Source organism: Comamonas trifloxystrobinivorans (assembly GCF_043359985.1).
Classification (GTDB): Bacteria; Pseudomonadota; Gammaproteobacteria; order Burkholderiales; family Burkholderiaceae_C; genus Comamonas; species Comamonas trifloxystrobinivorans.
The window spans coordinates 251,308-277,998 of sequence record NZ_JBHZGV010000003.1 but is presented as its reverse complement, the minus strand read 5'-3'; the positions used below and the strand labels follow the sequence as shown (position 1 = coordinate 277,998).

Below are 26,691 nucleotides of genomic sequence, written 5' to 3'. Positions count from 1 at the left end.
CGGGTTCCATCCAAATGTCAGTATGCTTGCAGCTTGGCAAAGGCAAGGCGCCTTGGCACGCACAAACAAGGAAAGATACGAATGATAGGCCGATTGAGCGGAACCCTGGTGGAAAAGAACCCACCGGAAGTGTTGGTGGATTGCCATGGCGTGGGTTACGAGGTGCAGGTGCCGATGAGCACGTTCTACAACCTGCCTGCGGTGGGCGAGAAGGTGGTGCTGCTGACCCAGTTCATCGTGCGCGAAGACGCGCAGCTGCTCTACGGCTTTGGCTCGGGCGAGGAGCGCCAGACTTTCCGCGAGCTGATCAAGATCTCGGGCGTGGGCCCGCGCACCGCGCTGTCGATTTTGAGCGGCCTGGGTGTTAACGATCTGGCGCAGGCCGTGTCGCTGCAAGAGGCGGGCCGTTTGGTGAAAGTGCCCGGCATCGGCAAGAAGACCGCCGAGCGCCTGTTGCTGGAGCTCAAGGGCAAGCTCGGGGCCGATATCGGCGCCAAGGCCGTGGCGGTGAACGACGCGCAGGCTGACATTTTGCAGGCGCTGGTGGCCCTGGGTTATAGCGACAAGGATGCAGCCGCTGCGCTGAAGCTGTTGCCGGCAGATATTGGCGTTGCCGACGGTATCAAACAGGCACTGAAGGCGCTGGCAAAATAATAAAAAGCAGCAGGCCGATAGAATCTGTTGGATAGCGATAGACACACCAAGCACCACTGGGTGCCAACGAGAGGAAGCAAGAGCATGAGTAAAGCACCACACGCACTGCGTGATCTGGTTTGGGCTGGCGGCGTAGCAGCAGCGCTGGCATTGGCGGGCTGCGGCGGCGGCTCCAGCAGCAACGATGATGGCGGCGACGGTAGCGCTACCAAGCCGACCGCGTATTACCTGGATTCGGTAGTGCTGCCAGCGTCGGCTGCCAAGTCGGCGGCCGCGCCGAAAGCGCTGGTTGGCAATATCAAGACCACCTACATCCGCCTGCCCGAGGCGGACACCAGCAAGGCCGAGCAAGCTGGCATGGCTGGCCCGCGCATGCAGATCGGCGTGCCGCGCTCGGTAGCGGCTACCAGCACGGCTGCGCAAACCCAGAGCGCACTGCAGTGGCAGACGCTGGCCGATGGCAGCCAGGCGGCGGCCATCAATATTGAATCCGGCGGCGCCTATGGCTTGCGCGCTGGCGTGCAAGTGGAGAGCTTGCCTGATGGCGCACTGCTGCGTGTGTATAGCCAGGAGCATCCGAACGCCATTGTGCAAACCAGCGGCGCCGAAGTGAACGCCCTGCTGGCGCAAAACCGCAAGGCCGGTGCCAGCGGTGCGGATGCCAATACCTGGTGGTCGCCCGATGTGGGCGCTGGCAATGCCACGCTTGAGGTGGTGCTGCCTGCCGGCACTGCAGTGAGCCAGTTGCGCATTGCGATCCCGACCATCTCGCACATCTACCAGAACCTGGCGCTGCCCACTGAGGCGGAATGGGCTGATTCCACCAAGGCGGCTTCGGGCAGCTGCAACCTCGATGCCAGCTGCACCAACAACTACCAGACCGAGCGCAATGCGGTGGCGCGCATGGCGTTTACCGAGGGTGGCAGTTCCTACTTGTGCACGGGTACTTTGGTCAACAACACCAAGGGCGATTTCAAGCCTTATTTGCTGACGGCCAACCACTGCATATCGACGCAATCTGCTGCATCGACCTTGCAAACGGCTTGGTTCTACCGATCGGAAACTTGCAACGCTACTTCGCCAGGCAGCAACCTGGCGGTGCGTAATGGTGGTGCCGACCTGCTGTATGCAACGGCAAGCACGGACTCGTCCTTCCTCCAACTCAAGCAAATGCCGCCTGCCGGCGTCACCTACGCGGGTTGGGATGCTCGTACTTTGAGCACCGGCTTGGCCACCTATGGCTTGCACCATCCACAAGGCGACATGCTCAAGTACAGCGTGGGCTCGATCAATGGTTATGCCAACTGCGTCTCTGCGGGTGGTGTCAGTGTGAGCTGCACCACGGGTAACTCTGACAGCAACTTCTACACCGTGCTGTGGAGCCAGGGTGTGACTGAAATGGGCTCCAGCGGCTCCAGCATTTTCAGCGGTGGCCGCATCATCGGAACCCTGTACGCGGGCTCCAGCCAATGCTCCTCAGCTCCAGCTTTCCAGCGCGACAACTATGGCCGCTTTGACAAGGTCTTCAACAGCAAGCTCTGGACCTGGCTGGCCGGTTAATCGCCCACTCCGCTGAAACCTTTGACAGGCCTGCCGATGCAGGCCTGTTTCTTTTGTGCGCCCAGCATGGGCGCACTCCTGCGCTTGAAGCGCCAATGTGGCTGAGAGCAGGTCACAACTCATTACCAATACATGTTTTTTATAGGTGAATGCTGACAGGCTGATCGCCCAGGGACTGCTTAGATTTCAGGGGGCATGCTGCTGTCAGCTTGTTGCTTGCCGCAGCAGTCCGGTTTCAGGCACGCGAGGAGGACGTATGGCTGAGCACATGACGTATTCCATCCAACAGAAGCTGGCTTCGCGGTGGCGAATCGTATGCTTCTCGTTTTTCATCGCTTTGCATGGTGCAGATTTGCAGGCCGCTTTAAGCGTCAACTCGCTGCAAATGCCACAGGTTTCTGCGGCAAGCCATACCAAGCTGATCAGACTGCGTACCGCCGCCCAGGCTGCGGTAGTGGTGCTGCCAAAGAGCGCCAACACCAGGTCTGCATTGCAGCAAGACAATGGTGTTCGCCAGATTGGCATTGCGCGGACGGTTGAGCCTTTGGCCACGCACCTGCAAACATCGGGCCTGCTGCAGTGGACAGACTTGGCGACGGGAGGCCAGGCGGCTGCATTGAAGATTCAGCTAAACGGTGCCTGGGGCGCGCGCCTGGAGGTGCGGTGGCAGGCATTGCCGGCATCGGCAGTCATACGCATGTATGCCGGCGATCAGGCGGCGGCAGTCCACGAGGTCACGGGTGCGGCCTTGCTTGAGCGGTTGCCGCGAGACGCGGCAACCGGTGAGCGTATCTGGTGGACGCCAGATATAGGTCCGCAGCCTGTACTGGAGGTGCTGCTGCCGCCCGGGGCAGAGCGCAGCAGCATTGCCTTTTCTGTTCCCAGGTTGTCCGAGGTGTTGGAGGCTCCAGCGGTGCAGCCTTTGCCAGCGCCTGCTGGTGCCAATGTGTTGAAGTGGCGCTCCAATGAATGCCAGCAGGACGTCAATTGCCAATCCAGCTTGCTGGAATTACGCAATGCAGTCATTCGGATGGTGTACGTCAGTGAGGCGAAAACTTTTCAATGCACGGGCACCCTGATCAATAATCCACGCCAAGACCGTAAGCCCTATGTGCTGACCTCGGCCCACTGCGCCAAAGACCAGGAGACTGCAGCCACGTTGCAGACCTCCTGGTTTTTCTACTCGCAATCATGCGATGGCAACCAGGTCAATCCAGGCAATGTCGAGCGTTACAACGGTGCGCGCTGGCTAGCTTCCAGCCTGGAAAACGATATGACCCTGCTGGAGTTGGTCGATACACCCCCTGAAGACGCTGTGTTTGCCGGTTGGGATGCTGAAACGCTGGTAGCAGGGCAGGCGCTTGCAGGTATTCACCATCCGCGCGGTGACATGCAAAAGTTCAGCCAAGGTGTGCTCAAAGAGAATGCGGCCTGCACGGTGGACTACGCGTACCATCAGCTTGACTGCGCGCAGGGAGCGCAGGAGCAAGGGCATTTTTATCGCATGACCTTGACGTCAGGTTCCATAGAGCCGGGTAGCAGTGGCTCAGCGTTGTTTGTGAACGGGCGGGTGGTTGGGACGCTGACTGGTGGGGATTCCTGGTGCCCGGTCAGTGGCGCGCAGGTGGTGTATGGCCGCTTGGACCAAGCGTTGCGCAGCCAGTTCTCACCGTGGTTGGGAGAAGGCACGAGCGCGGCGATTGCCATCCAGCCGGTGTATCAGTTCCATATTCCTCATTCCGGCGCGGAGTTCTACACCATCTCGGCGCAAGAGCGTGATGCCGTGATTGCAGTGCTGGCGGGTTACGTGAATTATGTAGGCATTGCATTTGGCGGGGCGGCTGAGCAGGTGCCAGGTAGTGTCGCGGTGCACCGGTTTTTCAATCCGGAGGTGGTAGCTCACTTTTATACGGCCAGCAGTGAGGAGAGCGCGTATGTCCAAGCCACCTATCCGCAGCTGCGATACGAAGGCATCGCTTGGTGGACCCCCGCGCAAGCGCAACCAGGCATGCAGGCCTTGTATCGGTTCTACCAATTCAGTGCCAGTTCACACCGATACACCTTGGACCAGGCGCAACGCGATGCTTGGCGAGGCGATGCCGACTATTTGTATGACGGGCTGGCTTATTATGTGTGGGCTGCGCCTTTGCCCTCACCATGACTATCCATACCGATTCTTTTGCCGTTGCCCCCAGTCCCCAGCCCGACAACCGGGTGATCTCTGCCAGTGCCAGCTCGTCGCAGGAAGAGGCGCTGGAGCGTGCGCTGCGCCCCAAGTTACTCGATGAGTACGTGGGCCAGGCCAAGGCGCGTGAGCAGCTGGAGATTTTCATTGGTGCGGCCAAAAAACGCAGCGAGGCGCTGGACCATGTGCTGCTGTTCGGCCCGCCTGGCCTCGGCAAGACCACGCTGAGCCACATCATCGCCGCCGAGCTGGGCGTGAACCTGCGCCAGACCAGCGGCCCGGTGTTGGAAAAGCCCAAGGACCTGGCCGCGCTGCTGACTAACCTGGAGCGCAACGATGTGCTCTTTATCGACGAGATCCACCGCCTCTCGCCCGTGGTCGAGGAAATTCTCTACCCGGCACTGGAGGATTACCAGATTGACATCATGATTGGCGAAGGCCCGGCGGCGCGCTCGATCAAGCTCGATCTGCAGCCTTTCACTTTGGTGGGCGCCACTACACGGGCCGGCATGCTGACCAACCCGCTGCGCGACCGTTTTGGCATTGTGGCGCGGCTGGAGTTTTATACGACGGCCGAGCTGAGCAAGATTGTGATGCGCAGTGCCGGTTTGCTGAACACGCCGATCGACGACGAAGGCGGGCTGGAAATTGCCCGCCGCTCGCGCGGCACACCGCGTATCGCCAACCGGCTGCTGCGCCGGGTGCGCGATTATGCCGATGTCAAAGGCAATGGCCGCATCACGCAAGATATGGCGAGCCGGGCGCTGGCGATGCTGGATGTAGACCCGCTGGGTTTTGACATCATGGACCGCAAGTTGCTCGAAGCGGTGGTGCACCGCTTCGATGGCGGGCCGGTCGGGCTCGACAATATTGCCGCCAGCATTGGCGAAGAGCCGGGCACAATCGAAGATGTGATCGAGCCCTATCTGATTCAGCAAGGCTTTTTGCAGCGCACGCCGCGTGGTCGCATCGCCACACAGGCCGCTTACCGCCACCTGGGTTTGGTGGGCGAGGCGCCTGGACAAGGTGGCCAGGGCTCGTTGGTGTGAGAGCCCGCAGGTTCTGAAATGCAGCAGGGCGCCTGGTGGGCGCCCTGTTGGTTTTTGGGGTGTGGTTTTTTCAGAGCATGCTCAGCTGCCGCGCTTATTGGTTTTGCCGGCGGGCGTGCTGCCCATGTTTTGGCACAGGTAATCCCAGCATTCCTGCACGATGGGGCGGCGGTTGCTTTCGGCGGTGCGCGTCATCAGGCAGATGCGGCGCGAGAGCAGCGGCGATTTCAGCGGCATGGTGACCAGATCGTCGTCAATATGGCACTGCGTGTACAGGCGCGATATCAGGCCGATACGCAAGCCGCTGCGCACCAGCGCGTAGAGCGACTCGGTGAAGCTCAGCGTTTCGGTGTGGCTGACGCCCACGCCTTGCTGCTCCAGCACCGAGACGATCATTTCGTAGGTGCTGCCGCGCGAGAGGATGACCAGTGGCTCGTCGCTCAGATCGCTCCACTTGAGCTCTTGCTGCTTGGACAGGCGGTGGTCGGCTGGCAGCACGGCCATGATTTCGTCTTCGGTGACAAACTGGGTATCGACAGCCGTGGGCCCCGTGAACTCCAGGCCCAGGCCAATGTCGGCACCGCCGTTGGCAACGGCGGCCAGCAGGTCGTCATTGCGCATGTCTTGCAGCTGCAGATCGACCATGGGGTGCGAATCTTGCCAGCGGGCCAGCCAGGGCGCGAGCAAATGGGTGGCCGAGGGAATGCAGCTGATGCGTACCGTATCGGCCTGGTACTTGAGCAGTTGCTGCAGGTCTTGCACGCCCTGGACGAAGTTGTTGATCATCCATTCCACCTGCGGGCGCACGGCTTCGCCGGCGGGCGTCATGCGGACATGGTGGGTGCTGCGGTCAAACAGCGGTGTGCCCAGCAGCGTCTCCAGCTCGCGAATGGCGGAGGACAGCGCGGGCTGACTCATCGACAAAGCCTGGGCAGCGCGGCTGAAGCTGCGGTGGTTGGCAACCTCTTTGAAACAGCTGAGCTGACGCAGCGATGGCGTGGGAGCTGGTTTGCGAGGCAGTTCGGCGTCGGTCATAAAAAGCCAGGTCGGTTCAATTCGGCAAAAAGCAAAGCTGCATCAACCAGGGGCGCTCCTTGGCGGGCAGTTTGCGCTCAAAAAAGTAATCGAGTGTTATTCCTACGTTCAATTGCAAATATACATCGACTTTGTAATGATCATTGATATTCAGCCCGTGTAAACCAATCAAAAATCAGCGCTTGAGGTAGGTCAACAACTACAAGATTATGAGAGGGTGTGCTCACACTTGTTGTAACTGTGTGGTTCTGACGTCTCTTCGCTGAGCGTCATTGCGTTGACTTTTGTTGAGATAGTTACATTTTGGTAATGTGCGACTGTCAGGAGTTTGATAGGCCAATCACTGTACTGTCTGACCCGCGCTAGCCCATTGTCCGTTGGCGGCGCCCTCCTGGCCGGGCTTTCATCAGGTCGCCAGCTCGTCTCTGCCCGCTTGCAGCAAATGGCTGGTATCGCCCCAGCCCACCAGGGTGAGCCCGCTGTCAGGCGTCCACAACAGGCGGTTGACGCTGGTGTTGGCCAGCTCCCAGGTGCGGGGCGCCTGCAGGTCCTGGCGCGTGGCCAGGCGGTACAGAGTGTCGAGCACGCCGCCATGCGCAACCAGCGCTATTTGCTGGCCCTGGTGCCGCTCGGCCAGTGCGAAGACGGCTTGCGTGATGCGGGCTTGCAGATCCAGCAGCGATTCGCCGCCTGGGGGGGTAAAGCCTGGGTCGCGCTTGCGCCAGCGCAGTGCGGATTCGGGGTCTTGCGCCTCTATGTCGACAAAACGCTGGCCTTCGTAATCGCCAAAACTGCGCTCGCGCAGGCGCGCATCACGCGTCAGCGCCGCACCGTTGGCACTGGCCAGCGCCTGCGCTGTTTCCCAGGCGCGTAGCAGGTCGCTGCTGTAGATGTGGCTGAGCGCTGTGTCGGCCAAGGCGGCAGCCATTTGGCGGGCCTGCTGCAGGCCGGTGGCGTTCAGCGCAATATCGGTGTGGCCTTGCAGGCGGGCGGCAAGGTTCCAGTCGGTTTCGCCGTGGCGGATGGCAATGATCTGGGTGGCGTTCATGGGGCAGCAATCAGGTATCAGCAAGTATCAGCAGGTATCAGGGCTTGGCAGCCGGGGCGGGCTCTGTTGCTACCGCGGCGGGAGTGGGCGTGGCGGATGCAGGCGCCGGCGCCGGCGCGCCAACCGTGGCCGTCACCTTGCGCGGGCCACTGGGCGGTTGTGGAAAACCATTGAGCGCTGAGTCGAACAGGATGCGGTAGATGACGTTGTCGTCCACCCATACATCCTCATAGCGGGCCGATGTTTCGTACACCACCTGTTGGCTGGCGTGGTCGCGCAAGGTCAGCTGCACGGCACGGTAGTGCAAGGCTGGCCCGGTGTCGCGCCACATCAGCCCGCCGCGCATGGCAAAACCGGGGCCCCAGCCAAAGCCGCCGTACGGGTTGTAGGGGCTGCCGGGCAGCAGCCAGCTGTCGGGAGTGTAGCGTGCCTGTGCTGCAATTTGCGCTACCAGGCGGCCATTGGCATCGTCGCGCTGCAGGCCAACGCCTGCCAGCGAGGCCTGGGCCTGCTGCACCACGGCTTCAAACGATGCACCCTGTGCCTGCTGCGAAGGCAGCAGCTGCAGGCGGTAAGTGGCTGGCGAGGGCAGTTGGGCCAAGGTGGAATAGCTTTGTACGTCGCTTTCGACCGTGCGTACCGATGAGCAGCCGCTCAGGCCAAAAGCGGCCACCACCAGGCCGCTCAGCAACCAAGGGCGCAAACCCGCGTTGGCAGATGTCGTCTTTGCCATAGTGCCTCCATCAAAAAGGTCTCACGCCACCGGGGCGAAACGAGAAAAGCGCTGCATCCTCGGGACACAGCGCAGTCTCGCAGTTTATCGGCTGGTGCGCGCAGCGGCTGTCAGCCGCCAGCGCAGTGGGGCTGGATCAGCCCAGTTGTACCACTTGCACGCCACCGGGCAAGCTCGGGGCGACGGGCAGCTCGTCATGGTCGAAAGCCTTGTCGCCGTTTTCATCGGCCACGCCGGTGGGTTTGGCGTTCTGGAAGTCGAAAAGCTTGTTGTCGGCCAGGTGCGTGGGCACCACATGCTGCAGGGCGCGGAACATGTTGTTGACGCGGCCGGGGTGCTTGCGGTCCCATTCTCGCAGCATGTCGCCGATCATCTGGCGCTGCAGGTTTTCCTGGCTGCCGCACAGGTTGCAGGGGATGATGGGGAAGGCGCGGTACTGCGCCCAGCGCTCGGTGTCTTTCTCGGGCACATAGGCGAGCGGGCGGATCACCACATGCTTGCCGTCGTCGCTCACCAGCTTGGGCGGCATGGCTTTCATGATGCCGCCGTGGAACATGTTGAGCATCAGCGTCTGCACGATGTCGTCGCGGTGGTGGCCCAGCGCCACCTTGTTGCAACCCAGTTGGTCGGCCACCTTGTACAAAATGGCACGGCGCAGGCGCGAGCACAGGCCGCAGGTGGTCTTGCCCTCGGGCACCACGCGCTTGACGACGCTGTACGTGTCCTGGTTCTCGATGTGGAAATCCACGCCCAGGCTCGTGAGGTACTCGGGCAGCACGTGCTCGGGGAAGCCGGGCTGCTTCTGGTCGAGGTTGACGGCCACGATGTCGAACTTGATCGGCGCGCGCGCCTTGAGCTTCATCAGAATGTCGAGCAGGGTGTAGCTGTCCTTGCCGCCGGACATGCAGACCATGACTTTATCGCCGTCCTCGATCATGTTGTAGTCGCCAATGGCGCGGGCCACTTCGCGGCACAGGCGCTTTTCCAGCTTGTGGTTTTCGCGCTGGATCTTCAGGCGCTTTTCGCCCGACGTGGTGTCATCTTCAGCGCTGGCCTGTTCGGACTCTTGGTCAAAATTCCAGGCGTTGTTGGCGGCTGCGGCCAATTGGGCGGTATCGGTGGGGGCATTCATAGGGTCACCATTGTCCGGTTTCGGTACGAAGCGCGACTTCGCAGTCGTCAAAAATTTCCAGTTTTGCAATCTTCACACGCACGCCGTGCACGCTGGGCAGCTGCATCAGGCGCTGGGCGAGTTTGCCAATCAGGCTCTCGAGCAGGTTCACGTGTTCGGCGGTGCATTCGTCGATGATGATCTGGCGCACCTTGCGGTAGTCCAGCACATGGGTGATGTCGTCATCGCGCGGGGCCAGCGGCTGCTGGCCCAAGTTCAGTTCGGCATCGACCTGGATCGGTTGGGGCGCTATTTTCTCGTGCGCCAGGATTCCCAGGTTGGCATCAAAGCGCAACCCGGTCAGGGTCAGGGTCTGCAAGCCGGTTTTCAAGGGGCTGGCAGCAGGGTTAGCAAGGGTCGTCATCCTGGTCTTCACCATGGTTTGATTGCGACACGTTCAGTGCCGACGGACTCGCTGTCTTCATACACATCCGGCTTGCGCGTCATCACGCGCGCCGCATGCACATCCGGCCGTTGCAGCAGAGCCTGCAAAATGGCGTCGCACAAGGTTTCTTGCAGCTCGTGGTGCTGTTCGCCCACGATGGCCAGAATGCTGTGCCGGATGAAGTCGTAATCGACAGTTTGTGAGATATCGTCCCGGTCAGCTGGCGCATCGTCGAGCTTGACGCACAAATCCACGTCAAACCACATGCGCTGGGCTTGCTGGCGCTCGAAGGCGTGCACGCCAATGCGTGTCGGGCATTCGAACTGGCGCAGGCTCAGCGCGCGGCAGCGCAGGGCGATCTGGGCGTCCAGGGCGGCAAAGGCTAGCAGTGGCGAATTCATGGGGCGGCAGGGCTTTCGACGGCCCAGATGACATCACGGTTCAGCGCCACTAGGTGCTGGCCATTGTCAGCGGGCAAGGTGGCGCCATTGAGGCTGGGGTTGCTGGCAATAAACACAGCGCAGGCGGCCACATCGGCGGGGCGAATGGCTTGCTGCAGCAAGTTGACGCGGCTGGCCACATCGAAATTGCTCTGGCTTTGCGGCCCGCTGAGGTAAACCAGCCCGGGCGACACGCCGCAGACCCGCACCCAAGGCGCCAAGGCCTGGGCCTGCAAGGCCACGCTGCGCTCCAGCGCCAGCTTGCTGACCGTGTACGAGAAATAATCCGGGTTGAGATTGTGCACCTTCTGGTCGAGCAGGTGCACCACGCTGAACTGTCCCCGAGTCGGCGGCTCCAGTTTTTCCACCCGCTGGCGCAGCGCATTGGCCAGCAGCAGCGGCGTGGCGGTGTTCACCTGAAAATGCCGCAGCAGCATCTCTTGGGTGGCGCTGCCGGCGTCGTCATTCACAAAAATGGAGGCGTTGTTGACAATGCAGTGCGGCGGCGTCTGCGCCAGCGCTTCGCACTGGGCCAGCAGGCTGCTGGCGGCATCGGGCTCGGCCAGATCCATGCGCAGCAGCTGGCATTCAACGCCCAGCGCGCGAATCTCGGCCTGCGTCTGCAGTGCCTGCTCGTGCGAATGCTGGTAGTGGCAAAACACGTTCCAGCCCGCCTTGGCAAAGGACAGGCCTATTTCACGGCCCAGGCGCTGAGCGCCGCCAGTCACCAGGGCCCAAGGGCGTGGCTGGGCGCTCATGCGGCGCTTCCGCTGGGCGACAGGGCATCCAGCGCGCTTTCCTGTGCTTCCAAAATACCGCGCACGAAAAAGCCCAGGTCTTGGGCAAAGTACAGTTTTTCCATGGGGCGCAGCAAAAAATCCTCGGGCAGGGTTCGGTAAAACAAAATCGCGGTTCCTCCATCTTCGCCGCCATACTTGGCCAGCTCGCTGTTGGCTTGGTAGCCTTCGGCGGTGGCACCCGCAATCACATGCTGATAGCTTTGCAATACGGCTTGCCGGGCCTGGGTTCCATGCAGCGGCAGGCCCGCTGGCAGGCTGAACATCAGGTTCACCTTCTTCACGTTCAGCTCCACACTGAACTTCAGTGGCGGGCGCAGGCTGTCATCTCCCGGCGTTTTGACCAGGTAAGTGGCCCGGCAACCGCTGCGTGAGAGTTTGCTGCACTGGCGGCCACGGGGGCGGCAGGCAATTTGCTCTATTTGCTGCGGCAGCAATTGGTCCAAAATCGCATCGGTCAGCGCCACCAGGCGCTTTTCGCTGCGCTGGCCAAAAACCAGGCCAACCACTACCAAACTCACAGGCAAGGCAATGGTCAGCAGGCCAATTGCGGCGGATACGGCTTCCTTGTCGCGCTGCACGGCGCCCCAACCCACCAGGCCAAGGCCGCCCAGCATCACCGCCAGAAATACAATAACCAAAATACAGCGTGCCCACAGGGGCAGGGCCAGCGATTGTAGCCATCTGACAAGTTCGGAGGACGGTTGCGTCGAGGCGGAATTATCAGAATCACTCATGGCAGGCGGTAGTTGCAGACTGGGCGAATCGCCAAAATTATGACGGAAATCACTTCAGCATTGAATGCCAAGGTTCTTCAGGCGATCGAGCAGGCCGGCGGCTGGCTCGCGTTTGACGAATTCATGCGCTTGGCCTTGTACGAGCCCGGCCTGGGCTACTACGCCAACACGCGCAGCAAATTTGGCGTGCTGCCCGAGCAGGGCAGCGACTTTGTCACCGCGCCCGAGTTGTCGCCGGTGTTTGGCGAGCTGGTTGCGGCCCAGGTGCAGGATGCGTTTGTCCACACCCAGACCAGCGAAATCTGGGAGTTTGGCGCCGGCACCGGCGCGCTGGCCGAGCAGATTTTGTCCACCTTGGGTGATGCCTGCACGCGCTACACCATCGTCGATCTGTCGGGCACCCTGCGTGCGCGCCAGCAAGAGCGCCTGGCCCGCTTTGGCGACAAAGTGCAGTGGGCGAGCGCCTTGCCCGAGCAGATGCAGGGCGTGGTGGTGGGCAACGAGGTGCTCGATGCCATGCCCGTCAAGCTGCTGCTGCGCCGTCAAGGCGTATGGCACGAGCGCGGCGTGGTACTGGCCGCGCGCGATGGCGAGAATATCCAGTTCGGCTGGGCCGAGCGGCCTACCGATCTGCGTCCGCCGCTGGAGCCCGATCTGCCGGCCGCAGCCGATTACCTGACCGAGATCCACCCGCAGGCCGAGGCCTTTGTTGCCACGCTGGGTGACCGCATGACGCGGGGCGCCGCCATCCTTATCGACTACGGTTTCGGTGAGTCCGAGTACTACCACCCGCAGCGCCACATGGGCACCTTGGTTTGCCACCACCTGCACCAGGTGGACAGCGATCCGTTGGTGCTGCTCGGGCAAAAAGACATCACCGCCCACGTCAACTTCACCGGCATTGCCGTGGCCGCGCAATACGCTGGCTTTGAAGTGCTGGGCTATACCAGCCAGGCGCATTTCCTCATCAACTGCGGGCTGGCCGCCAAGCTCGATCAGCTCGAAGTCATCGCCCGCAGCAAGGCAGCCAAGCTGATGATGGAGCACGAAATGGGCGAATTCTTCAAAGCGATCATGCTGAGCAAAGGCGTGGAATTCTGGAACGCGCAAGGCTTTGTGCAGGGCGACCGCATGCACCGGCTGTAATAAGGCGCATTGCGAGCAGCACGATCCAATTCCTGGCTTGTAGTAGCAAGCTGTCAGGCTTTGGCTGCCGGCACCAAGCCCTGACATATGCGCTGCATGCGGCGCATGCCGGCAGGCAAGGCGTTGGGCGTGGCATACAGACTGGCTTGTGGTGCGCCGACAGGTTTGCATTCTCGCGCCTGACTGTGAAGCGGCGATGACAGAGAGCCCAACGCGCAGCGGTGCGGACAGAACACTTGCTTACGCCTTAGCAGCTACGCGCATAAGAATAGCCATTTTTATTCGTTTTGCTTTGATGGGCGGGCTTCTACAGTGGCTGCAAGGTTGAAAAACCACCACTGCCAAGGAGAGCTGCCATGTCTGCCCTGTTCGATGTTCTGACTGCCCACCCGTTCTCGTTTCGCCGCCCGGTGCCTGATTCGGTGCTGCCTGCGGCGGTGCGCAGCCAGGGTGCGCAAGACTTCGAGGTGCGGCCTATTGCGCAGCCTGCGGGCAGCAGTCGCCGCCTGGGCGTGGAAGTGCGCGGCCTGAACCTGGCTAAGCCGCTCACCGCCGACGACTTTGCCCGCCTGCATGAAGTGCATCTGGACCACAGCGTGGTGGTTTACCGCAACCAGCGCATCACGCCGGCCGAGCACATCGCCTTCAGCCGCCGCTTTGGCCCGCTGCAGCGCCATGTGCTGCGCAACTACAAGCTCGACGAGCATGACGAGATCCTCGTCGTCTCCAACATCATCGAAAACGGCCAGCCCACCGGCCTGGGCGATGCCGGCGCGTATTGGCATTCGGATCTGTCGTACAAACCAAAGCCGGCGCTGGGCTCGCTTTTGCATGCGCAAGAGCTGCCTGATGTTGGGGGCGATACCTTGTTTGCCGACCAGGTGGCCGCTTATGAGGCGCTGCCTTACCAGCTCAAGCAACAGCTCCAGGGCTTGCTGGCCGAGCACAGCTACCTGCACAAGTACGAAGAGCTGCGCTCGCGCAACCCTTTCCGCCCGCAGCTGAGCGCCGAGCAAATGGCTGAGGTGCAGCCTGCCGTACACCCGGTGGTGCGCACGCACCCAGAAACCGGGCGCAAGGCGCTGTTCGTCAGCGAGCATTTCACCACCCGCATCATCGGCTTGCCGCCAGCGCGCTCCGAGGCTTTGCTGGCCGAGCTGTTTGCCCACAGCACGCAGCCGCAGTTCGTCTACCGCCACCACTGGCAGCCGCACGACCTGGTTTTCTGGGACAACCGCGCCGTGCTGCACCTGGCCACAGGCGTGCCTGCCGACCAGCGTCGCAAGCTCTACCGCACCACGATTGAAGGTGATGTGCCGGTATGAACCAAGTCCGCCCAACGCCTGCCGCACAAGGCCAGCAACTGTTTTTGATATCGATGGCTCTGGCCGCTGCGTGTTGATGCTGGCCACCCGGCGCACGCCATTGCGGCCTGGCACCGGTCACTCAGCCATCCATTCACCAGCGGCGATTGACGCCTCTCCCGCAGCCACTTATCCACAAGCGCAGCGCGACTCGCTGCGCGCTGCGGGCTTCTCCATCACAGATTGCCAGACCATGAATTTCCCGAAAATTTCTGAAAAAAAAGCCAGCCAACAAGCACAGTTTGCTCCTGAAAAAAGAGCACAAATCTCAACTCCAACGGCAGCCATACGCCGCAAGCGCCTGGGGCAAGCCAGCAAACAAGCGGCCGCCGTGCTGGCCGCTACCGCCGCCATCTGGGGCGTGAGCCTGGGCAGCGCGCAAGCGGCAGAAGGCCAGCTGCGCATTGCCCAGCAATACGGCATCGTCTACCTGTTGCTCAACGTAGCGCAAGACCAGCAACTGATCGAGAAGCACGGCAAGGCGCAGGGCGTGGACATCAAGGTCAGCTATCTGCAGTTTTCTGGCGGGCCTGCGGTCAACGATGCGCTCTTGTCTGGCAATGTCGATATTGCTGGCGCTGGTGTAGCGCCGCTGTTCACGCTGTGGGACCGCACCAAGGGCAAGCAGAACGTCAAAGGCGTGGCGTCGCTCGGCAACTTTCCCTATTACCTGGTCAGCAACAACCCCAAGGTCAAAACCATTGCCGATTTCACGGACCAAGACCGCATAGCCACACCGGCGGTTGGCGTATCGGTGCAGTCGCGGGTGCTGCAATACGCATCGGCCAAGCTCTGGGGCGACAAGGAATACCAGCGCCTCGACAAGCTGCAAGTGGCCTTGCCGCACCCCGATGCGGCGGCCGCCCTCATCAAAGGCGGCACCGAAATCACCGCGCACTTTGGCAACCCGCCTTTCCAGGAGCTGGAGCTGGCTGGCAACCCCAACGCGCACATTGTGCTGAACAGCTACGACGTGCTGGGCGGCCCGGCCTCGTCCACCGTGCTCTACGCCACCGAGAAGTTCAAGCTGGAGAGCCCCAAAACCTACCGTGCCTTTGTCGATGCACTGGCCGAATCGGCCCAGTTCATTCAGGCCAATCCCGAACAGGCGGCCGACATCTTTTTGAAGAGCGGTGGCGGCGGCAAGGTCGACAAAAAGCTGGTGCTGCAAATCTTGCAGAACCCGCAGGTGCAGTTCACCATCCAGCCGCAAAACACGCTGGGCCTGGGCCAGTTTTTGCACCAGGTGGGCGTCATCAAAACCAAGCCGCTGGCCGCCAAGGATTATTTCTTTGACGACCCGCGCGTCTCCGGAGGCAATTGATATGGTTTGGCGCAATCTGATGGGCCGCAACTTTGGCGGCCAAGACGGCGATGTGGCCGTTGCCCCTTCGGCCTGGCTGTGCAGCGCGGCCGAGCCCTTTGCCAGCCTGGCCGAGGCGGAGCTGGCCGATCGCCTGAGCCAACATGCACCGACTTATCCACAAGCGCAGCCCGGCCCGGCCGCTCAAGCGCAGCACGGCGCGCTGTTGGAGGTAGACCGAGTCAGCATCGACTACAACACCCGCGAGCGCGTGGTGCGCGCCACGCACCAGGTGAGCCTGAGCGTGCATGGCGCCGACCGTTTTGTGCTGCTGGGCGCATCGGGCTGCGGCAAATCCACCTTGCTCAAGGCCATGGCTGGCTTTGTGCCGGTGAGCGAAGGCCAGATCCGCCTGAACGGCGCCGAGGTGCGCGGCCCCGGGCCGGATCGCGTCATGGTGTTCCAAGAGTTTGACCAGCTGCCGCCCTGGAAAACCGTGCGCGAGAACGTCATGTTTCCGCTGCTCGCATCGCACCGTGCGGGCAAGCTCGAAGCCCGCGAGCGCGCCGATTGGTACCTGGAGAAAGTGGGCCTGAGCCGCTTTGCCGACGTGCACCCGCACCAGCTCTCGGGCGGCATGAAACAGCGCGTGGCCATTGCCCGTGCTTTGGCCATGCACCCGCAAGTGTTGCTGATGGACGAGCCTTTTGCCGCGCTCGATGCGCTCACCCGCCGCCGCATGCAAGAAGAGCTGCTGGCGCTGTGGGACGAGCTGCGCTTCACCCTGGTCTTCGTCACCCATTCCATCGAAGAAGCGCTGGTGGTGGGCAACCGCATCGCCATACTCTCGCCGCACCCGGGCCGCTTGCGCGCCGAAATCAACGCGCAGCAATTTGGTTTGGCCAGCAGTGGCAGCGCGGAGTTTCAGGGTGCGCACCAGCGCATTCACCGCTTGCTGTTTGACGAAGAGCTGGGCGCTGCAACGCAGAGCCAAGACCCGTACACAGCCGCCAGCGCTCTGCGCCGTGCCGCTTGAACCGCCAGGAGAATGCCATGGCTTTAACTTCCATTGCAGCCTTGCCCAGCGGCGGCAAAGCGCTGCCACCGATCCGGCCCGAGGCCGAGTACGACCTGCCCGCCGCACCGGCCCAAATCCAGGCACGCCAACTGCCGCTGGCCACCCGCCTGCTGCAACACCCGGCGCTGCGCAAAGCTATCATCCTGGCCGTGCTGGCGCTGTTGTGGGAAGTGGTGGCGCGCGTGCAGAACAACGATCTGCTGCTGCCCACCTTCAGCCAAACAGCGGTCACCCTGGTGCGAGACTTGGCCAATGGCGAGCTGCTGGGCAAAGCTGCCGTGTCGCTGAGCATCTTGCTGCAAGGCTATTTGCTGGGCGTGGTGGGCGCGTTGCTGCTCACCGTATTGGCCGTGTCCAGCCAGTGGGGGCGCGATCTGCTCACTACGCTCACCAGCATGTTCAACCCGCTGCCCGCCATTGCCTTGCTGCCTTTGGCGCTGCTGTGGTTTGGTCTGGGCCAAAGCAGCTTGCTGGTGGTGCTGGTGCACTCGGTGCTGTGGCCGCTGGCGCTGGCCACCTATGCCGGCTTTCAGGCGGTGCCCGAAACCTTGCGCATGGCGGGCCGCAACTACGGCTTGCGCGGCCTGGGCTATGTGCTGCAAATACTGGTGCCGGCGGCGCTGCCCTCGATTCTGTCGGGCCTCAAAATTGGCTGGGCCTTTGCCTGGCGCACGCTGATTGCGGCCGAGCTGGTGTTTGGCGCATCTTCGGGCAAAGGCGGGCTGGGCTGGTACATCTTCCAAAGCCGTAACGAGCTCTACACCGACCAGGTTTTCGCCGGGCTGGCGCTGGTCATCATCATCGGCCTGCTGGTGGAGACGCTGGGCTTCCACCAGCTTGAACGCATCACCGTGCGGCGCTGGGGCGTACAGCGCTAGCAACTGAGGCAAGGAAGGGGCGGATTCGCAGACAATGGCAGTCTTTCTGCCTTGTCTGTTTTTTCCGTTTTTGCTTGCCACCTATGTCGTCCTGCCTGTTCACCAACGCCAAAGTCTTCACCGGCCGCAGCGAAACCGAATTCGTCTCCGCCTTCACCGTGCAAGACGGAAAAATCAGCTGGATCGGCAACGTCGGCGATGCGCAGCAACCCGCTGCCGACCAGCAGGTTGATCTGCAAGGCCAAACCGTGCTGCCCGGCTTTATCGACGTGCACACGCACCCCACCTTTTTGTCGCAAATCGTCGATGCCGTGCCTTGCACCGTGCCCTTGGTGGAAGACATTCCCGGCCTGATCGCTGCGCTCAAAAACCACCCCAAGGCCGGCCTCGGTCCGAACGACTGGATCGAAGGCTGGGGCTACGACGAATCCAAACTCAAAGAAGGCCGCACGCCCACGCGCCACGATCTGGATCTGGTTTCCACCACGCAGCCGGTCTACGTGGGCCGTTCGGATTGCCACTCCGGTATCTGCAACACCCGCGCTTTGGAGATTGCCGGCATTGGCAAAGACACGCCCGATCCCATTGGCGGCCACTTTGGCCGCGACGCAGACGGCACGCCCAACGGCGTGCTCACCGAGCTGGCCGCCAACAGCGTGGTGCAACGCGCCAAGGCCGTGCTCGATTACGCGCAGGCCGTAGGCAGCCTGGCGCGCACCTCGCAGCGCTTCAGCGAGCGCGGCATTGTGGCGGTGACTGACATGATGGCTTTCACCCAGCCTTTCCACCACCTGGATGTCTACCGCGACGCGGCGCAAGCGGGCTTTAAACAGCAAGCGGCGCTGTACTTCTCTTGGGAGCCGTGCAAGGGCGATCTGCTGGCCGGCTTGCAAGCGGCGCAAAAGGGCGGCCGCGTCAAAATCGCAGGCATCAAGCTGTTTGCCGATGGCTCCATCTCCGGCAAAACCGCCTGGTGCAGCTGCGCCTACAAACACACGGGCAGCCTGTTTGGCATGTCTTTGCTCAGCAGCGCAGCGCTGGAGCAGGCTTACGAATGGTCGGTTGCCAACGGCGCGCAAATGGCGGTGCACGCCATGGGCGATGCGGCTTTGCAATTGGTGATCGACTTCTTTGCCGACAAGCAGCCCTGGCTGCCTGGCGGCATTCCCTCGGTGCGGCTGGAGCACGCCACCTTGCTCAAACCTGCGCAGATTGCACAGATGAACGCCATGCCCATGCAATGGGGCGTGGCCACGCAAATCATCTTCATGTTTGCCGAGTACGACGCCTACACCGAGAACCTGGTGGATTCGGAGTTCGACCAATCCTACGCGCTCAAAACCTTCTACCAAGAGCTGGAACATGTGGCGCTCTCGTCCGACGCACCGGCCACCACCTGGGCCGATCCGGACAACGTCTTCGTCTCCATCCAGGCCGCCGTACAGCGCCGCGCCTACAACGGCGCGCCTATCGTAGACAGCCAGGCGCTCACCGTGCCGCAAGCCGTATTGCTCTACACGGCACGCGCCGCCAAACTTTCGCCTTTTGACGGCCAGCTCGGCCAAATTGCCCCCGGTTTTGAAGCCAGCTTTGCCGTGCTGGAGCAAGACATATTCAGCGTGTCCGCCGCCGCCATTGGCTCCCTGCGTGTTGCCGCCACCTGGGTGGCTGGCGAGCAGGTCTACCAGGCCAGCCAGGTCTCGCAAGCGGCCTGATCCGCAGCAACTACACTGGCGCCCATGTTCCGCTGGCTCATCGTCATCTTTCTTGCGCTGTTGTTGCTCAACGGCTTCTCAGCGCTGCTGCGCAAGATCGGCCTCGGGCGCCTGCCCGGCGATTTTGAGATCACCATCTTTGGCAAAAAAATTTGGCTGCCGATTGCGACTACCGTGGTGCTGAGTTTGTTGGCGGGGGCGGTTGCGCGTTGGTTGTAGCCAAGGGCAGCCAGTGCCAATGCTGCACCGCCGCAAATCGTCACATTTGTAAACCCCGCGCAGGGCCTGCCAGAGTGCAGGCCCTTTGAATTTGCAACGATATGCGGGAAAGCTTGTAAACAAATTGTCATTGCACCTTCATACACTGGCGCGATGTCATCCATTGAGCTCAAGCAGGTTGCCAAATCGTGGGGCAACACCACGGCCCTGCATTCCGTTGATCTGCAGATTGCGCCGGGCAGCTTTTGCGTGCTGCTCGGGCCCTCGGGCTGCGGCAAATCCACTACTTTGCGCATCATTGCCGGGCTGGAAACAGCCACATCTGGCCAGGTGCTGATTGGCGGCAAAGATGTGACGGCGTTGCCGCCCGCGCAGCGCGGCATTGCCATGGTGTTCCAGAACTACGCGCTTTTTCCGCACCTGTCGGTGGCCGAGAACATTGGCTTTGGCCTGTCGGTACGCAAAGTGCCCAAGGCCGAGGCGCAGAAGCGCCTGCAAGACGCGGCCGATCTGCTGGGCCTTTCGCACCTGTTAGACCGCAAACCCGGCCAGCTCTCGGGCGGCCAGCAGCAGCGTGTGGCTTTGGGGCGCGCTCTGGTTGCGCAAGCCCATGTGTGCTTGATGGACGAGCCGCTCTCCAATCTGGATGCGCAACTGCGCCAAGAGATGCGTGCCGAGCTGCGCGAGCTGCAACAGCGCCTGGGCTTGACGGTGGTTTACGTCACCCACGACCAGGCCGAAGCTATGAGCATGGCCGACCAGGTGGTGCTGCTGCACCAAGGCAAGGTTGAGCAATGTGCTGCGCCGCGTGAGATGTATGCGCGGCCGGCCACTACTTTTGCGGCGCGCTTTATCGGCACGCCGGCGATGAACCTCTTGCAGCTCAGCGGCAACGCCATTGCTGGCAGCCAGGTGCAGTTTCCAGCGCCCGCAGGCGCGGCGGCGCTGGGCTTGCGGCCCGAGGCGGTGCTGCTGCTGGCCGACGAAGGCGTGGACGCCCAGGTGACCGGGCTCGAATATCTGGGCGCCGATGTGGTGCTGCGCTGCGCGATTGGCAGCGAGCAACTCACGGTGCGCGCCCCTGGCCAGCAAGCGGCTGCGCTGGGGCAAACCGTGCGGGTTGCATGGCGTGCTGAAGACATGCATTTTTTCGACGCCCAAGGCCGGCGCATGGCCTGAGGCTGGTGGATTTTTTCTTTGACCGATCTGTTTTGCTACGCGCCCAGAGCAGGGCGCTTAACCCAGGAGTGATTCCGTGCAGCGCAACACCTTTTTGAAGACCATCCTCGCCACTTCTGCCGCCATGCTGGGCCTGAGCGCCCCGCTGGCGCATGCGGCTGATCCGCTGGAAGTGCCCTTTTACTACCCGGTCGCGGTGGGCGGCCCCATCACCAAGGTGATCGACGGCTATGCCGCCGATTTCAACAAGGCCAACCCGCAGTACAAGATCACGCCCATCTATGCGGGCACTTACCAGGAAACCATCGTCAAGGCGCTTACCGCCAATAAATCGGGCAAGGCACCAGCCACTTCGGTGCTGCTGTCTACCGACATGTTCACCCTGATCGACGAAGACGCGATTGTGCCCATCGACGATCTGGCCAAGAGCGATGCCGACAAAGCCTGGCTCAAAAGCTTTTACCCGGCCTTCATGGCCAACAGCCAGACCGGCGGCAAAACCTGGGGCATTCCTTTCCAGCGCTCCACCGTGGTGATGTACTACAACAAAGAGGCTTTCAAGGAAGCCGGGCTTGACCCGAACAAGGCGCCCGCCACCTGGAAAGAGCTGAACGAAGCGGCTAAAAAGCTCACCAAAAAAGACGCCAACGGCAACGTCACCCAGTACGGCATCCAGATCCCCTCCACCGGCTTTGCTTACTGGATGCTGCAAACCCTCACCACGCCTAACGACGTGCTGCTGGCCAACGAAGCGGGCACCAAGGTCACGTTTGACAACCCCAAGGTCATTGAGGCGCTGGACTTCTGGGTCAACCTCTCCAAGGAAGGCGTGCACCCCAAGGGTGTGGTCGAGTGGGGCACCACGCCCAAAGATTTCATGGAGAAAAAGGCCGCCATCATCATCACCACCACGGGCAACCTGACCAACCTCAAAACCAATGCCAAGTTCGACTTTGGCGTGGGCCAGATTGCCGGCAATGTGCGCAAGGGCGGCTCGCCCACCGGTGGCGGCAACTTCTACATCTTCAAGAAAGCGCCCAAGGAGCAGCAGCAAGCCGCCTTTGAATTTGCCAAGTGGGTGACCCAGCCCGAGCGTGCCGCGCAGTGGAGCATGGACAGCGGCTACGTAGCCGTCTCGCCCGCCGCTTACGAAACGCCTACGCTCAAGAAATACGGCCAGGAGTTCCCGCAAGCCTTGGTGGCCCGCGACCAACTGCCCGTCTCGGTGGCCGAGTTCTCCACGCACGACAACCAGCGCGTGACCAAGGTGCTGAACGACGCGGTGCAAGCCGCGCTCAACGGCACCAAAACATCGGCCCAAGCCATGAAAGACGCGCAGAAAGAAGCCGATCGCATTCTGCGCAGCTACCAATAAGTGCTGGCTTGCAGCGCTTGGCCGCCAATGACTGGCAATTGCAGCCAATGGTTGGCAGCCGGCGCTGAACCCGGCCGGTGCAACCGCATGCCGGGCTGAAACTTTGTAGACCTGAACCCATTTGGCAATGAGCGCCTCTTCTTCCTCCATCGCCGGCACGGGCCAGCGCAGCATCCATGCTTGGTTGCTGCTTTTGCCTGCGCTGGTGCTGCTGCTCACCTTTACCCACTGGCCAGCGGTGGCCACGTTTATCGACAGCTTTTACTCCACGCCCAAAGGCGCGCGCGCCGCGGTGTGGGTGGGTATCGACAACTACCAGACCATGGTGGAAGACCCGGTTTTCTGGCAAGCCGTGCGCAACAACCTGTGGTTTGCAGCGGCCACCATACCGGCGTCCATCGGCCTGGCTTTGCTGATGGCTGTGTGGGTGAACGAGCGCATTGCCGGCCGCACCTTTGTGCGCATGGCCTACTTCACGCCCACCGTATTGCCGATGATTGCGGTGGCCAACATTTGGCTGTTTTTCTACACGCCGCAATACGGTTTGCTGGAGCAAGTCACCACCGCCTTGGGCCTGCCATCGCACAACTGGCTGGGCAGCCCTTCTACCGCGCTGGCGGCGGTTACTTTGGTGGCAGTGTGGAAAGAGGCCGGCTTCTTCATGATCTTCTACCTGGCGGCCTTGCAAACGCTCAACCCGAGCTTGAAAGAAGCCGCTGCCATTGAAGGCGCATCGCGCTGGTACTTTTTCCGCCGCGTGCAATGGCCGCTGCTGATGCCGACCACCTTGTTCGTGCTGGTCAACGCCGTCATCAACGCCTTCCGCTTGGTAGACCATGTTTTCATCCTCACGCGCGGCGGGCCGGACAACGCCACCACCTTGCTGCTCTACCACTTGTACGAGGTGGGCTTCAAGTTCTGGGACACGGCCTATGCCGCCGCCATCACCGTGGTGCTCGTGGTGGTGCTGGCCAGCGTGGCGCTGTTTCAATTCTTCGTATTGGACAAAAAGGTGCACTACAAATGAGCGGCACCCATGCAAATGCTCCGGCGGTCATCTACCGCCACACCTGGTTCGACACCTTGGCCGCCTGGTTGCTGGCGCTGCTGTGGATACTGCCGCTGGCCTACGCTTTCTGGACCGCCTTCCACAGCAGCGAATACGCGATCCGCTTTGACCTGAGCGCGCCTTGGACGCTGCAGAACTTTCGCAACGCCTGGGAGGCCGCGCCTTTTGCGCGCTATTTTCTGAACACCAGCTTGCTCGTCACCATCATCTTGGCGGCGCAACTGGTGCTCTCCACCTTGGCGGCTTTTGCGTTTGCGCGTTACGAGTTTCGGGGCAAAAACATTGCCTTTGCGCTGGTGCTGGTGCAGCTGATGATCATGCCCGACATTCTGCTGGTAGAGAACTACCAAACCATGGCGCGCCTGGGCCTGGTAGATACGCTGTTTGCCATTGGCCTGCCGTACTTTGCGTCGGCCTTTGCCATCTTCTTGCTGCGCCAAACCTTCATGGGCATCCCCAAAGAGCTGGACGAAGCTGCCCGCGTAGAAGGTGCCAGCACCTTGCAGATTTTGTGGCGCGTCTACGTGCCGCTGGCCAAGCCCGTCTACACCGCGTTTGCGCTGGTATCGGTGAGCTTTCACTGGAACAATTTTCTCTGGCCGCTCATCATCACCAACAGCGTTGAATCGCGCCCGCTCACCGTGGGTTTGCAAGTGTTCTCCAGCGTAGAGCAGGGCGTGGATTGGTCCACCATCACCGCCGCTACCTTGATGACATCGGCCCCGCTGCTGGTCGGCTTTATCCTCTTCCAGCGCCAGTTTGTGCAAAGCTTTATGCGTGCGGGTATCAAGTGAGCGGATTATTGGGCCGCAGTTAAGCCCCAAGTTATCCACATCTCCAGCGCGACCCCGGGCTGGCGCAGGCCTTGTGCATAAAGCGTGTCGTGTTTTTTGGTCACGGTTGGAGGGGTGCTTTCAATCCAAAGCGGACCTTTGGTGGTGCTTAGATCTTTCACTTTGAGTGTTGTGAATGTAGCGAATACACAACCCAGCAGATCGGAGATTTGCGTTTGAGATGATGAGCGAAGCCGCAAGCAGCACAACCATATGACAAGACGAAGTGACGACGTATCAAAGACACGTGTTAGCGGCTCTTAGTAGTACGAACCACCTTCAACCACACCAGTTGCTAGAAAAATAGTGAAGGGGTGCCATGTGTCGTCGAACATCCACGCTTCGCCTCTCAACGCACCGTCATGAAGGGATAAATTGCGGAAGCCATCCCAAGAGATGCGGCGCGAGCGCCAAACAATGCCCCCTCCCATTCGATGAAGTTCGAAGTCCGTGGGGCTGCAAAGCAGCAGACATTCAATGCTTGGCACTTCCATAGCAGACTCAATGTCACCGCCGAACTTATCGAGCAACTCCCCGGTCACCATGTTCACCCTGTAACCTTGGCCGCCAGCCAGCACGCTTGCTTCAAGCCCCCCTTTGCTGGTGAAGACGGTCGAGAACTTCGTGACTCCAGGCTGGAAATTACCGACCCAGCAACAGCTTTCACCTGTGCAAAACTCTACGACCAAACCCTCGCGATACATACCTTTGCCGGTCGCACTGAACTGGCGCGGAAAACTTCCTACTCCAGGCAGTCCGGGGAGAATTCTAGGAGCATTCAAAAAATCCATAAGGTGCCTATGTGTCCGGTTCTCGCTGTATTCTGCCACCTGCTCGAATGTCGGCTCATGACCGAGGGCCGACATTGGTGTGCCGGTGCGGCAAGCTCAGGGCCTGGTGTCTGAACTTTCCGTGCCAGCCTGATGAGGCCGAGCACAAAGCCACGCGCTGACTTGCGCTGGTATCGGTGAGCTTTCATTGGAACAATTTTCTCTGGCCGCTCATCATCACCAACAGCGTTGAATCGCGCCCGCTCACCGTGGGTTTGCAAGTGTTCTCCAGTGTGGAGCAGGGCGTGGATTGGTCCACCATCACCGCCGCTACCTTGATGACATCAGCCCCGCTGCTGGTCGGCTTCATCCTGTTCCAGCGCCAGTTCGTACAAAGCTTTATGCGTGCGGGTATTAAGTGATGGCGCTACAGTGCCGCTTTTGAGCAAAGGATGCTTATGCCCGGGTCAGCTGCAGCAGGCGTAGTGTTGTACGCAAAAGATATGGAACGCCTTGCGCACTTTTATTCCGAAGTGCTGCACCTGCGCGAGCTGCACCGTGCAGCGGATTGGGTGGTGCTCGAATCCAGCGCATTGCAGTTGGTGGTACACGCCATTCCCACTGAAATAGCGGCGCGCATCAGCATCACCCAACCGCCCCAGCGCCGTGACAACGTAGCGCTGAAGTTCTTCGTCACCGTACCTTCCTTGGCCGACGCTGGTGCACTGGTAGCGCGGCTGGGCGGTGATCTGTTCAACCAGGTCTGGCGCGGCCCCGGCTACAACATCTGCAATGCGATGGATTGCGAAGGCAATGTTTTCCAGCTGCGTGAGGTAGCGTAGCTGGGGCAGTGTTAATGTCCACCGATAACTAACAAAAAGTTATCCACATCATCAATGCGATCCCTGGCTGACGCAGACCTTGTGCATAAAGCGTGTCGTGTTTTGGGGCCACGGTTGGAGGGGGGCTTTCTACTCGTTGCAGTCAACCGTACCTGGTCAATCGGTGCCCGCTGTGCAGCGATTGCCGCCATTGATACAGCCAAATCCACCAACCACCTCATGACACCCCTCGGCCGCTCGAGCCTGCGAGCAGGAACTCTGCGGCGCGCGCGTGCTCATACCTTGGCGAGGAAGGCCGCCGCATCACCCGCTTCACACTTCCAGTCTGCGAAGACCCCCACCAGATTGCATTCCACGCAGTGGCAAGCGATGTAGTACCAGCGCACGTCATGGGTGCCCTTGTACACGGCGACGCCGGACACCAGCTCGAACACCTCGTTTTCGCACACGCACACGTGCCCGTCAGGCGCGGCCTCTTCAACATGGTCTGCGCTGTCGCCCATCAGGTGTTCCTGCCCGCAGTCGGTGCAGGTGCGGATTGCTACGCCGGCTTCTTCATCGGTCTGCAGTGCAAAAGTCCGGCTCCCGCAATCGCATTTGGACGAGGCAAAGCGGACGGCCTCATGGCCATTCGCAACGCTGTAGCTGCGCAGCTCGGCTTGGGTGTCGCCGGACGTCGTCCCGTACATGAACTCGCCCTTTTTCGTTAATGCCATTGGTGTTTTTCCATTCTTCAAAATGGGCCTCCCGGCAGACCTGACGCCAGGCTGGCCCTGATCATTTGGATTTTGCCTGAAAGCGCAGTGAATCGTCGTCAAGAGGCCGGGGTGGGGTGGTCTCCGACCAGGGCTGCTGAAATCCTTGAATGCCGATGCTTGGAGATGGCCGCCAGTGGCCATCAAGTTCAGCGGTTGATCGCCGCCGACATTCGGTGTTGAGGCTCCTGGGTCAGAACTCAGCTTGATACGGTCGGCCAAGCTTCCCCTTTTTCTCAGCATGTCTTGCTTGAAAAAACAGCCGAAGTGCGCTTATCTGCCGCCTTCGCCCAGCAGCGCAAGGCCGCAAAGCTGCTGCACAATCGCAAACCACCGGCGCCATGGGGGCGCCAGTGTTTTTCTACTGAGTT

26 protein-coding genes and 1 pseudogene are annotated in these 26,691 nt (G+C 61.1%); 17 read left to right on the top strand and 10 right to left on the bottom strand.

Annotated features, from left to right (window positions below; genetic code table 11):
* The first annotated feature begins 81 nt into the window (after positions 1-81).
* From ruvA to ruvB, 4 genes are all read left to right on the top strand, one after another.
* Entirely contained in the window at positions 82-654 is a 573-nt protein-coding gene (ruvA, locus tag ACFIQF_RS04485) for a Holliday junction branch migration protein RuvA (protein WP_393940501.1), read from the top strand.
* An 84-nt stretch (positions 655-738) separates the two neighbouring features.
* Entirely contained in the window at positions 739-2,214 is a 1,476-nt protein-coding gene (locus ACFIQF_RS04480; protein WP_393940498.1) for a trypsin-like serine protease, read from the top strand.
* A 256-nt stretch (positions 2,215-2,470) separates the two neighbouring features.
* Positions 2,471-4,375 (top strand): trypsin-like peptidase domain-containing protein, encoded by a 1,905-nt coding sequence (locus ACFIQF_RS04475; protein ID WP_393940496.1) that lies wholly within the window; start codon positions 2,471-2,473, stop codon positions 4,373-4,375.
* Positions 4,372-5,448, top strand: coding sequence for a Holliday junction branch migration DNA helicase RuvB (ruvB, locus tag ACFIQF_RS04470; protein WP_393940493.1), 1,077 nt, complete (start codon positions 4,372-4,374; stop codon positions 5,446-5,448). The genes ACFIQF_RS04475 and ruvB overlap by 4 nt, the downstream gene beginning before the upstream one ends.
* Before the next feature lie 81 nt (positions 5,449-5,529).
* Here ruvB and ACFIQF_RS04465 read toward each other — a convergent pair whose 3' ends face one another.
* From ACFIQF_RS04465 to ACFIQF_RS04430, 8 genes are all read right to left on the bottom strand, one after another.
* Positions 5,530-6,483: a LysR family transcriptional regulator gene (locus tag ACFIQF_RS04465; protein WP_393940489.1), complete on the bottom strand. Its 954-nt coding sequence runs from the start codon at positions 6,481-6,483 to the stop codon at positions 5,530-5,532.
* Positions 6,484-6,889: 406 nt separating this feature from the next.
* The gene (locus ACFIQF_RS04460) at positions 6,890-7,531 is read right to left on the bottom strand and encodes a histidine phosphatase family protein (RefSeq protein ID WP_393940486.1); all 642 of its coding nucleotides are present in this window, start codon (positions 7,529-7,531) and stop codon (positions 6,890-6,892) included.
* A gap of 37 nt (positions 7,532-7,568) precedes the next feature.
* Complete coding sequence (locus tag ACFIQF_RS04455; RefSeq protein WP_393940483.1) at positions 7,569-8,264, bottom strand: DUF4136 domain-containing protein; 696 nt, start codon at positions 8,262-8,264, stop codon at positions 7,569-7,571.
* A gap of 136 nt (positions 8,265-8,400) precedes the next feature.
* Entirely contained in the window at positions 8,401-9,396 is a 996-nt protein-coding gene (ttcA, locus tag ACFIQF_RS04450; RefSeq protein WP_393940481.1) for a tRNA 2-thiocytidine(32) synthetase TtcA, read from the bottom strand.
* 4 nt (positions 9,397-9,400) lie between these two features.
* On the bottom strand, positions 9,401-9,799 hold the full coding sequence (locus ACFIQF_RS04445; protein WP_393940478.1) for a dihydroneopterin aldolase: 399 nt from the start codon (positions 9,797-9,799) through the stop codon (positions 9,401-9,403).
* Positions 9,800-9,807: 8 nt separating this feature from the next.
* On the bottom strand, positions 9,808-10,221 hold the full coding sequence (locus ACFIQF_RS04440) for a dihydroneopterin aldolase (protein ID WP_393940476.1): 414 nt from the start codon (positions 10,219-10,221) through the stop codon (positions 9,808-9,810).
* Positions 10,218-11,018 carry an SDR family oxidoreductase gene (locus tag ACFIQF_RS04435; protein WP_393940473.1) on the bottom strand — a complete coding sequence of 267 codons (801 nt, stop codon included), beginning with the start codon at positions 11,016-11,018 and terminating at the stop codon, positions 10,218-10,220. The genes ACFIQF_RS04440 and ACFIQF_RS04435 overlap by 4 nt, the downstream gene beginning before the upstream one ends.
* Entirely contained in the window at positions 11,015-11,698 is a 684-nt protein-coding gene (locus tag ACFIQF_RS04430; RefSeq protein ID WP_393940471.1) for a hypothetical protein, read from the bottom strand. Before ACFIQF_RS04430 ends, ACFIQF_RS04435 begins: the two co-directional genes overlap by 4 nt.
* Positions 11,699-11,833: 135 nt before the next feature.
* On the opposite strand from ACFIQF_RS04430, the gene ACFIQF_RS04425 reads away from it, so the two are divergent.
* The 11 genes from ACFIQF_RS04425 (at position 11,834) to ACFIQF_RS04375 (ending at position 23,914) form a co-directional block, all read left to right on the top strand.
* Complete coding sequence (locus tag ACFIQF_RS04425; protein WP_393940468.1) at positions 11,834-12,940, top strand: class I SAM-dependent methyltransferase; 1,107 nt, start codon at positions 11,834-11,836, stop codon at positions 12,938-12,940.
* Positions 12,941-13,296: 356 nt separating this feature from the next.
* The gene (locus ACFIQF_RS04420) at positions 13,297-14,265 is read left to right on the top strand and encodes a TauD/TfdA dioxygenase family protein (protein ID WP_393940466.1); all 969 of its coding nucleotides are present in this window, start codon (positions 13,297-13,299) and stop codon (positions 14,263-14,265) included.
* Between the two features lie 232 nt (positions 14,266-14,497).
* Complete coding sequence (locus ACFIQF_RS04415; RefSeq protein WP_393940465.1) at positions 14,498-15,628, top strand: ABC transporter substrate-binding protein; 1,131 nt, start codon at positions 14,498-14,500, stop codon at positions 15,626-15,628.
* Between the two features lies 1 nt (position 15,629).
* Positions 15,630-16,643, top strand: a complete 1,014-nt coding sequence (locus ACFIQF_RS04410; protein WP_393940462.1) for an ABC transporter ATP-binding protein — start codon at positions 15,630-15,632, stop codon at positions 16,641-16,643.
* Positions 16,644-16,660: 17 nt separating this feature from the next.
* Positions 16,661-17,563, top strand: coding sequence for an ABC transporter permease (locus ACFIQF_RS04405; protein ID WP_393940459.1), 903 nt, complete (start codon positions 16,661-16,663; stop codon positions 17,561-17,563).
* Positions 17,564-17,646: 83 nt separating this feature from the next.
* Positions 17,647-19,278 carry an amidohydrolase gene (locus ACFIQF_RS04400; protein WP_393940457.1) on the top strand — a complete coding sequence of 544 codons (1,632 nt, stop codon included), beginning with the start codon at positions 17,647-17,649 and terminating at the stop codon, positions 19,276-19,278.
* 24 nt (positions 19,279-19,302) lie between these two features.
* Positions 19,303-19,497, top strand: coding sequence for a DUF2905 domain-containing protein (locus ACFIQF_RS04395; RefSeq protein ID WP_393940455.1), 195 nt, complete (start codon positions 19,303-19,305; stop codon positions 19,495-19,497).
* Positions 19,498-19,650: 153 nt separating this feature from the next.
* Complete coding sequence (locus tag ACFIQF_RS04390) at positions 19,651-20,676, top strand: ABC transporter ATP-binding protein (RefSeq protein ID WP_393940454.1); 1,026 nt, start codon at positions 19,651-19,653, stop codon at positions 20,674-20,676.
* 124 nt (positions 20,677-20,800) lie between these two features.
* Positions 20,801-22,051, top strand: a complete 1,251-nt coding sequence (locus ACFIQF_RS04385; protein ID WP_393940691.1) for an ABC transporter substrate-binding protein — start codon at positions 20,801-20,803, stop codon at positions 22,049-22,051.
* Between the two features lie 127 nt (positions 22,052-22,178).
* Positions 22,179-23,078, top strand: a complete 900-nt coding sequence (locus ACFIQF_RS04380) for a carbohydrate ABC transporter permease (RefSeq protein WP_393940452.1) — start codon at positions 22,179-22,181, stop codon at positions 23,076-23,078.
* The gene (locus tag ACFIQF_RS04375; RefSeq protein ID WP_393940450.1) at positions 23,075-23,914 is read left to right on the top strand and encodes a carbohydrate ABC transporter permease; all 840 of its coding nucleotides are present in this window, start codon (positions 23,075-23,077) and stop codon (positions 23,912-23,914) included. Before ACFIQF_RS04380 ends, ACFIQF_RS04375 begins: the two co-directional genes overlap by 4 nt.
* 299 nt (positions 23,915-24,213) lie before the next feature.
* Here ACFIQF_RS04375 and ACFIQF_RS04370 read toward each other — a convergent pair whose 3' ends face one another.
* Positions 24,214-24,744: a hypothetical protein gene (locus ACFIQF_RS04370; RefSeq protein ID WP_393940447.1), complete on the bottom strand. Its 531-nt coding sequence runs from the start codon at positions 24,742-24,744 to the stop codon at positions 24,214-24,216.
* 167 nt (positions 24,745-24,911) lie between these two features.
* Here ACFIQF_RS04370 and ACFIQF_RS04365 point away from each other — a divergent pair.
* Positions 24,912-25,145, top strand: a pseudogene (locus tag ACFIQF_RS04365) (carbohydrate ABC transporter permease); the annotation flags it as partial.
* 30 nt (positions 25,146-25,175) lie between these two features.
* Entirely contained in the window at positions 25,176-25,565 is a 390-nt protein-coding gene (locus ACFIQF_RS04360; protein WP_393940444.1) for a VOC family protein, read from the top strand.
* Between the two features lie 275 nt (positions 25,566-25,840).
* On the opposite strand, the gene ACFIQF_RS04355 is transcribed toward ACFIQF_RS04360, so the two are convergent.
* Positions 25,841-26,281, bottom strand: coding sequence for a hypothetical protein (locus ACFIQF_RS04355; RefSeq protein WP_393940442.1), 441 nt, complete (start codon positions 26,279-26,281; stop codon positions 25,841-25,843).
* Positions 26,282-26,691: the final 410 nt, after the last annotated feature.

What these genes read in the sequence shown, in the direction of transcription:
- ACFIQF_RS04475 (WP_393940496.1), top strand. Translation starts at nt 2,471, where the DNA reads ATGGCTGAGCACATGACGTATTCCATCCAACAGAAGCTGGCTTCGCGG.
- ACFIQF_RS04420 (WP_393940466.1), top strand. Translation starts at nt 13,297, where the DNA reads ATGTCTGCCCTGTTCGATGTTCTGACTGCCCACCCGTTCTCGTTTCGC.
- ACFIQF_RS04385 (WP_393940691.1), top strand. Translation starts at nt 20,801, where the DNA reads ATGCTGGGCCTGAGCGCCCCGCTGGCGCATGCGGCTGATCCGCTGGAA.
- ACFIQF_RS04380 (WP_393940452.1), top strand. Translation starts at nt 22,179, where the DNA reads ATGAGCGCCTCTTCTTCCTCCATCGCCGGCACGGGCCAGCGCAGCATC.
- ACFIQF_RS04445 (WP_393940478.1), bottom strand. Translation starts at nt 9,799, where the DNA reads ATGACGACCCTTGCTAACCCTGCTGCCAGCCCCTTGAAAACCGGCTTG.
- ACFIQF_RS04435 (WP_393940473.1), bottom strand. Translation starts at nt 11,018, where the DNA reads ATGAGCGCCCAGCCACGCCCTTGGGCCCTGGTGACTGGCGGCGCTCAG.
- ACFIQF_RS04465 (WP_393940489.1), bottom strand. Translation starts at nt 6,483, where the DNA reads ATGACCGACGCCGAACTGCCTCGCAAACCAGCTCCCACGCCATCGCTG.
- ACFIQF_RS04370 (WP_393940447.1), bottom strand. Translation starts at nt 24,744, where the DNA reads ATGGATTTTTTGAATGCTCCTAGAATTCTCCCCGGACTGCCTGGAGTA.
- ttcA (WP_393940481.1), bottom strand. Translation starts at nt 9,396, where the DNA reads ATGAATGCCCCCACCGATACCGCCCAATTGGCCGCAGCCGCCAACAAC.
- ruvA (WP_393940501.1), top strand. Translation starts at nt 82, where the DNA reads ATGATAGGCCGATTGAGCGGAACCCTGGTGGAAAAGAACCCACCGGAA.
- ACFIQF_RS04410 (WP_393940462.1), top strand. Translation starts at nt 15,630, where the DNA reads ATGGTTTGGCGCAATCTGATGGGCCGCAACTTTGGCGGCCAAGACGGC.
- ACFIQF_RS04360 (WP_393940444.1), top strand. Translation starts at nt 25,176, where the DNA reads ATGCTTATGCCCGGGTCAGCTGCAGCAGGCGTAGTGTTGTACGCAAAA.
- ACFIQF_RS04400 (WP_393940457.1), top strand. Translation starts at nt 17,647, where the DNA reads ATGTCGTCCTGCCTGTTCACCAACGCCAAAGTCTTCACCGGCCGCAGC.
- ACFIQF_RS04355 (WP_393940442.1), bottom strand. Translation starts at nt 26,281, where the DNA reads ATGGCATTAACGAAAAAGGGCGAGTTCATGTACGGGACGACGTCCGGC.
- ACFIQF_RS04395 (WP_393940455.1), top strand. Translation starts at nt 19,303, where the DNA reads ATGTTCCGCTGGCTCATCGTCATCTTTCTTGCGCTGTTGTTGCTCAAC.
- ACFIQF_RS04415 (WP_393940465.1), top strand. Translation starts at nt 14,498, where the DNA reads ATGAATTTCCCGAAAATTTCTGAAAAAAAAGCCAGCCAACAAGCACAG.
- ACFIQF_RS04375 (WP_393940450.1), top strand. Translation starts at nt 23,075, where the DNA reads ATGAGCGGCACCCATGCAAATGCTCCGGCGGTCATCTACCGCCACACC.
- ACFIQF_RS04460 (WP_393940486.1), bottom strand. Translation starts at nt 7,531, where the DNA reads ATGAACGCCACCCAGATCATTGCCATCCGCCACGGCGAAACCGACTGG.
- ACFIQF_RS04425 (WP_393940468.1), top strand. Translation starts at nt 11,834, where the DNA reads ATGACGGAAATCACTTCAGCATTGAATGCCAAGGTTCTTCAGGCGATC.
- ACFIQF_RS04480 (WP_393940498.1), top strand. Translation starts at nt 739, where the DNA reads ATGAGTAAAGCACCACACGCACTGCGTGATCTGGTTTGGGCTGGCGGC.
- ACFIQF_RS04390 (WP_393940454.1), top strand. Translation starts at nt 19,651, where the DNA reads ATGTCATCCATTGAGCTCAAGCAGGTTGCCAAATCGTGGGGCAACACC.
- ACFIQF_RS04440 (WP_393940476.1), bottom strand. Translation starts at nt 10,221, where the DNA reads ATGAATTCGCCACTGCTAGCCTTTGCCGCCCTGGACGCCCAGATCGCC.
- ruvB (WP_393940493.1), top strand. Translation starts at nt 4,372, where the DNA reads ATGACTATCCATACCGATTCTTTTGCCGTTGCCCCCAGTCCCCAGCCC.
- ACFIQF_RS04455 (WP_393940483.1), bottom strand. Translation starts at nt 8,264, where the DNA reads ATGGCAAAGACGACATCTGCCAACGCGGGTTTGCGCCCTTGGTTGCTG.
- ACFIQF_RS04405 (WP_393940459.1), top strand. Translation starts at nt 16,661, where the DNA reads ATGGCTTTAACTTCCATTGCAGCCTTGCCCAGCGGCGGCAAAGCGCTG.